The organism is Haemophilus sp. Marseille-P9675 (assembly GCF_916862695.1).
GTDB classification, from domain to species: domain Bacteria; phylum Pseudomonadota; class Gammaproteobacteria; order Enterobacterales; family Pasteurellaceae; genus Haemophilus; species Haemophilus haemolyticus_K.
In genome coordinates this window covers 22523-29461 of the sequence record NZ_CAKASP010000009.1, presented here as the reverse complement: position 1 = coordinate 29461, position 6939 = coordinate 22523, and the positions used below count along the sequence as shown (strand labels likewise).

5 protein-coding genes and 1 rRNA gene are annotated in these 6939 nt (G+C 35.9%); 1 reads left to right on the top strand and 5 read right to left on the bottom strand.

Annotated features, from left to right (window positions below; translation table 11 throughout):
- Positions 1 to 42: 42 nt before the first annotated feature.
- Positions 43 to 158, top strand: a 5S ribosomal RNA gene (rrf, locus tag LIX50_RS09320).
- Positions 159 to 487: 329 nt separating this feature from the next.
- On the opposite strand, the gene rnd is transcribed toward rrf, so the two are convergent.
- From rnd to LIX50_RS09295, 5 genes are read right to left on the bottom strand one after another with little or no spacing between them, the layout of a single operon-like run.
- On the bottom strand, positions 488 to 1645 hold the full coding sequence (gene rnd / locus LIX50_RS09315; RefSeq protein ID WP_048953289.1) for a ribonuclease D: 1158 nt from the start codon (positions 1643 to 1645) through the stop codon (positions 488 to 490).
- A 57-nt stretch (positions 1646 to 1702) separates the two neighbouring features.
- Positions 1703 to 3391: a long-chain-fatty-acid--CoA ligase FadD gene (fadD, locus tag LIX50_RS09310; RefSeq protein ID WP_048953288.1), complete on the bottom strand. Its 1689-nt coding sequence runs from the start codon at positions 3389 to 3391 to the stop codon at positions 1703 to 1705.
- Positions 3392 to 3433: 42 nt separating this feature from the next.
- Positions 3434 to 3979 carry a Slp family lipoprotein gene (locus tag LIX50_RS09305; RefSeq protein ID WP_048953290.1) on the bottom strand — a complete coding sequence of 182 codons (546 nt, stop codon included), beginning with the start codon at positions 3977 to 3979 and terminating at the stop codon, positions 3434 to 3436.
- Positions 3980 to 4003: 24 nt separating this feature from the next.
- A complete protein-coding gene (gene tsaB / locus LIX50_RS09300) occupies positions 4004 to 4714 on the bottom strand; it encodes a tRNA (adenosine(37)-N6)-threonylcarbamoyltransferase complex dimerization subunit type 1 TsaB (RefSeq protein ID WP_048953287.1) in 711 nt (236 codons plus the stop codon).
- A gap of 13 nt (positions 4715 to 4727) precedes the next feature.
- On the bottom strand, positions 4728 to 6650 hold the full coding sequence (locus tag LIX50_RS09295) for an ATP-dependent DNA helicase (RefSeq protein WP_048953286.1): 1923 nt from the start codon (positions 6648 to 6650) through the stop codon (positions 4728 to 4730).
- Between the last annotated feature and the right edge of the window lie 289 nt (positions 6651 to 6939).

Here is a 6939-nt window from a genome sequence, read left to right as displayed (position 1 = left end):
GAACATAGATAGAAGTTAGAATAAAAGTTATCAAAGAATTATCCTGGCGGCGATAGTGCGGTGGAACCACCTGACACCATACCGAACTCAGAAGTGAAACGCTGTAATGCCGATGGTAGTGTGGGGCTTCCCCATGTGAGAGTAGGGCACCGCCAGGTTACTAAATACAAAGCTAAATTAAATAAAATAAAATAAAATAAAAACAGAAGAACCCCAGTTGAGCTACTGGGGTTTTTCTATTTGAACTTAACAACTATTATAAAAAATAGAATTAAAGATGATAGCTCGTGCCGAAAGAGATATGGGGCTTATATTTCGATTATTTACAAAAATCAGTATTATTGGATTTTCGATATACAAAACTTATGTATTCTTAATAATCTTTTAGATATCTCTTGAGGGATAAATATGACTATTTTTCAGTTTATATAGTACTTCTAATTAGAGATTATTTTTAGCTCTAATTCTAATCTCTTGGAGACGTAGACTAGGTATTTGTTATTATTTTGATTTCTTTCACCAATATATCACCTATTTGTTTACGCCAACCTATGAGTAATTCCGGTAATTTATTGGATGAACATTCTTTTTTCCACACCCATTTTATTAATTCTTCTAATGTTCGTTTACTCGCTATGATTTCTGGTGATAGTCCTCCTGGAGTGAGTGCAGTAACTTGCTCTTGTAGTGAACGAATTATTTGTTTATAACGAGGATCTTCAGAAATTCTAACTATTTTCTGTGGATAATTATTAGGAGATATCTGGCTAGCTTGAGTAAGGAGCTGAAGAATTTTTTTTCCATAGATTCGGATCTCATTATGAGTTAGACCCAGTTCAAGCATCTCAGCTATATTACGAGGATTGTACTTTGCTACTTTCCAAAGATGTTCTGATTTTACAATATAAGACAAGGCTAAATTTCGTTTTACAGCAATATTTTGTCGCCATGTTGCTAAAACTTTTAAGCGAGCTAATTCTAAAGGCTTCAGTTTCCATGCATTTGGAATATCCAAATAGGCTTTATTCGCATCTCGTTCTTTTAATTTATATGTTTTGATAAGTGCGAGTTCACAGTCTTCCTTTACAGCTTTTAACCAAGGCGTTTGGGAGAGTTCTTGTTGCAGAATGTGATACAGCGGAAGTAAATACCATACATCTCCAGCCGCATACTGTAATTGTATTTTTGAAAGAGGACGTTTAATCCAATCAGTACGAGTTGCACCTTTATCTATTTTTATATTCAGATATTGTTGGACTAATTTTGCTAAACCTGCAGACATACCTAGTCCAAGGAAACGAGCCATAATTTGTGTATCTATCATGGGTATAGGCAACTGATTAAATTCCTGCAAAAATACTAATAAGTCTTCACTACAAGAATGTAATACTTTGAGAACGTGAGAATCAGCAAGTAGTTTAACAAAAGGTGAAAAATCAGTGATCATAAGTGGATCAATTAAAGACACTCGTTTGCCGTCATAAAGTTGGATTAATCCCAGTTTTGGGAAATAGGTTGATATGCGTATAAATTCGGTGTCTAACGCAACTATATTCTGTTGTTGGGCCAAAAGGCAAATTTCTGAAAGCTCAGTATTAGTTGTAATAAGAGAAAAGTGCGGTAAATTTTGGCATTCTTTTATCATTGTCGTGTTTCAACAGGAGGATTTAACAAGGAAATGGGATATTGCTATCCCATTTATTTAATGAACGGAACGTTTTGCGATTTCTTCATCTCGAAGTACGCGACGTAGAATTTTTCCTACATTCGTTTTGGGTAATTCATCACGGAATTCAATTTCTTTTGGAACTTTATAGCCTGTGAGATATTGTCGACAATGCTGGCGAATTTCATCACGTGTTAGACTATCATCTTTTTTTACTACAAAAATTTTGATAGTTTCACCTGATACTTCATGTGGTACCCCGATAGCAACAGCTTCTGAGACTTTATTATTAAGCATTACTACGTCTTCAATTTCATTTGGATATACGTTAAAGCCTGAGACTAGTATCATATCTTTTTTACGATCAACAATACGAAGGCTATAAGTTTCATCCATAATTACAATATCGCCAGTTGCCATCCAACCATCTTTTAAAACTTCACTTGTTGCCTCTGGGCGTTGCCAATAACCTTTCATGACTTGTTCGCCTTTTACCCATAATTCGCCAGGTTCACCAATTTTGGCTTCGGTTCCATCATCTTGGATAATTTTAATGTCAGTATTTGGAACTGGTACGCCTATAGTGCCATTGTGTTTTACTACATTAATTGGGCAAGCAGCAATAAGCGGTGAACACTCTGTCATGCCGTAGCCTTCAATAATATTACAACCCGTTAGAGCATGCCAACGTGTTGCAACAGATTGCTGAATTGCCATCCCTCCACCTACAGAGAGTTTTAATGCTGAAAAATCCACCTCTTTGAAATTTTCGTTATTCAATAAAGCATTAAATAATGTATTTACTCCTGTAATAGCTTCAAATTGATATTTTTTTAGCTCTTTTACAAAACCATCAATATCACGTGGATTAGTGATTAAAATTGCGGTAACGCCTAATTCTAAAAATAATAAGCAATTTACGGTTAATGCAAAAACGTGATAGAGCGGTAAGGCTAAAATTGCAGAATGAGTACGCGTATGATCACCAATAAAGGGTTCTGCGATCCATTTAGCTTGGAAAACATTAGTAATAATATTTCCATGCGTTAACATTGCCCCTTTAGCGACGCCAGTTGTACCTCCAGTATATTGTAGGAATGCCAGATCACCTCGAACAACATCGGGGCGTACATATTGACGATATTTTCCGATGCTTAATACTTCTCGAAATGTTACTGCATGTGGCAACTTGTATTTAGGAACGAGCTTTTTGATGTATTTTACAACGAAATTGACGATTGTACGTTTACCGAAAGAGAGCTGATCCCCCATTCTTGTTAAAATGACATGTTTTACATTCGTGTTGAAGACAACTTTTTCTAAGGTTGAGGCAAAATTAGATACAACAATGATTGCCACTGCACCACTGTCTTGTAGTTGATGTTCTAATTCTCTTGGTGTGTAAAGTGGGTTAACATTTACTGCAATCAGACCAGCCCGTAAAATACCAAAAAGTGCAATAGGGTACTGCAATAAGTTTGGCATCATCAATGCTACACGATCGCCACGTTGAAGTTTAAATTCGTTTTGTAAATAGGCAGCAAAAGCACGACTACGCTCTTCTAATTTTCGGAATGTAAGTATTTGCCCCATATTGATATAAGCTGGACGGTCGGGGTGCTCACGTACGGCTTTATCAAACATATCCAGAATTGACTCATATTTTGATGTATCCAGAAATTTTTCAGAACCTTCTGGATAGTTTTGAAACCAAATTTTTTCCATTTTTTATCCTAGTTTATTGGAAAATTTCCAAGATTTTATCATTTAATTCAAATAATAGCGAATTTCGGGTTGGATATACCGAGGTTGGTATCGCCATCTCCAGAATCCCCAATCATCGTCCCAATCATCTTCAGGATAATAATAGTTTGTACTTAGCGTCCAAAGACGGTATTTATTTGGTTTAATAACAGGATAAGTATAATTAGCCTGTTCTATTTTACCTGGTTCTGAACCAATTAATTGTCCGCCAATTGTGATATAACGGTCTTTTAAATTTTCGGGATCTATAAAACCATCGAAATAAACGATAAAACGGCCATCAGATTGTGATTCTACGAAGGGTTTTCCAGATAAAGATGATACAGGTAAACTAAGTACTTCGATTTTAGTATGATGAGGTAAAATGGTAGTTTGTACAATTTTGCCGCCTAATCGGATATTTTTACAGTGGCAACTCAGATCTTGAGATGTAATTTCTTTATAGCTAGTAATAGAAAACTGTTCATTTTCTAATCCTCTTGGTGGAGTAATACAGCCTGTTAGACCTAAACAAAGTGCGGTCAAAAATATGCTTATTTTTCCTTTCATTTTCACTTATTCTCCACGATGATATTATTCTCGTCCAGGTAACTTTTTCCACGTGACTTCATTTCGTAAATAAATAGGCTCAATTTCTAACGCTGAAATAGTTTGTTGCTGTTTCCATGCTGTTTGAGCAAGGGATAACATATATAAGGCATTTGGCAATTCAATTTCTGAACCGTTCAGATTTTTTTCTGTAAATTGTGGGTAAGCAGCCCAACCTGTACCTACATAAAAAATATCGTTATTTTGAAGTTGGGAAATTGCTTGTTCAGGTGGGCAAACTTGCTCTGGTGTTATTTCTCTCCATTGAGAAACCGCTCCAAAATTAGTGTGTACATCTTCACATATAAGTTGTGAAAAATATACTTCCCCCATGCGCGCATCGATTGCGGCTGCAACTTTTTTAGCTTGATATAATTCAAATGCAGCCTGTGCCATTGCTGTTAAATTTGATATAGGAATAACTGGTAAATCAGCACCTAATGCTAAACCTTGTGCGATACCAGCCCCCACTCTTACACCTGTAAAACTACCAGGACCACGCCCAAAAGCCAGAGCATTAACTTGATTTAAATGCAAGCCTGAGTTTGCCAAGATTTTATCAACCATAGGAAGAATTCGTTTGGTGTGTGTGCGTTGCGCTAATTCATTTAAATGTGTTTTTTCACCGTTATATAGTAGTGCAACTGAGCAGGCTTCAGTAGAGGTATCTAATGCTAATAAAGTTAGCTTTGTCATTATTTTTTCTCATTTATTGATTTTGTAAGAATTGTATCACTTTATTGAGATCTCGGGTACGACTTGAGTTTGGCAAACTCTTTAAAAACGTTTCGCCATAATTTCTCATAACCAAGCGATTATCACAAATAATCACTACGCCACGATCGCTTACACCTCGAATTAGACGCCCAACGCCTTGCTTTAGCGTAATCACGGCTTCTGGAATTTGAATATCATTGAATGGATCGCCTCCCTGTAGCTTGCAATCTTCAATACGTGCTTTTAATAAAGGGTCATCAGGTGCAGTAAACGGAAGTTTATCGATAATCACTAGGGAAAGTGCATCACCGCGAACATCGATTCCTTCCCAAAAACTAGATGTTGCAACAAGTACACTATGAGAGGTATAAGTGAATTGTTCCAATAATTTGCCTTTAGAGGTTTCTCCCTGTACTAAAATTGAAAGCATACTTTTTTCACGAAAATATTCTGCTAATCCTCGCATCATTGTGTAAGAAGTGCAAAGTACAAAGCAGCGCCCTTTATTGGCTTCAATTACTGGCAGTAACATTTCACCTAATGATGTTAAAGTATGCGTTTTATTGGTAGTTGGCAAATAACGAGGAACACAAAGTAATGATTGTTCAGGATAATTAAATGGACTATGTAAAATCTTTTGTGTTGCATGTTCAATCCCTAATCGTTGACAAAAATGATTAAAGGTTCCACCTACTTCTAATGTAGCGGAAGTAAAAATCCATGCAGCCTCTTTGATCTTCAGTTGTTCTCCAAATTTGTCGGCCACGGTTAGCGGTGTAATATGTAAGCCGAATTGACGACCATTTCCCTCATACCAATAACAAAACCCCACAATATTAGTTTCGGTTAGGCGCTTTAATTGACTTTTTATTGATTCGACACGTTCAAAAATACTATCGAGTGTTTGTGAACGCCCTAATGTAAGCTTAATCACCTCGGAGAGAAAATTAATTTTTTCTTGTAATAAATCAAAGGCTTTTTTTACCGCACTTTGTTTATAAAATTCACGCCAATTTCCACGAGTATTATTTTCTTCACCTAATAAAAGACGAAAATCCTGTACAACTTTAAGTAATGTATCTGATGTGCTGCCAAGTTGCAGCATATCTTTTAGTTCGGTACGATAAACAATATTAATATCTTTGCATAAATCAAATAGCTGTCGAGAGGTGAGCGATTGCCCAAAATATTGACTGGCAATATCGGGCAATTGATGTGCTTCATCAAAAATAATCACTTCTGCATGAGGAATTAATTCCCCAAATCCAGTTTCTTTCACAGCCATATCAGCAAAAAACAAATGATGATTAATGACCACTAGATCCGCATTTAGTGCTTTTCTCCGAGCTGCTGCAACATAGCATTCGCTATAATTAGGACAATCCGTTCCTAAGCAACTTTCCGCGGTACTAGTTAGCTGTGAAATGATAGGGCTGTCTTCGGCAAGTTCTACACATTCAGTAAAATCACCTGTTTTTGTGCTATTATTCCACTTTCTAACTTTACTTAAATCCGTTAGAACAGATTTATCACCAAGCACTCCTTGTGCAATAACTTGATCTAATCGTTCTAAACATAGATAGTTTGCTCTTCCTTTGAGTAAGGCTATTTTTCCTGTGAAATTAAGCGCTTTTTTGATAGCAGGAAGATCTCGATTGAAAAGCTGACCTTGTAAATTTTTGGATCCAGTTGAAATAATGGTTTTTTTGTTAAATAGTAATACTGGAGCTAGATATGCCAAAGTTTTGCCCGTGCCTGTACCAGCTTCAATAACAAGAGAAGACTTATTATAGATGGTATCACCAACGGCTTGAGCCATGCTAAGTTGTTCTGCCCTTGGACTGAAGTCCTTTATATTTTGACTTAATTGTCCATTGAGAGAGAATATGTGAGAGAGTTGATCTTGATAATTCATTTATAGGAAAATTTTTTGGGTAAGTCTAGCAAAATTTGATGTGATCGTATAGGAAAGACAGTCGAAATCATCAAAGATGAAATAATTAATTTATATTTATAAAACCGATATTTATTAAACCATATATACCTTGCTAATTCCCTATTTTCCATAGATAATAGAGTGTCTTTTTATGCTTAAAATTTATGCGAAAAATGACATGTTTGTTGGTGAAAACTCAATGCGGCAATTGGTGTAAGACGTTGATAATCAACATTTTTCTTAAAATAAATTAGCCGCTTGCAACGCG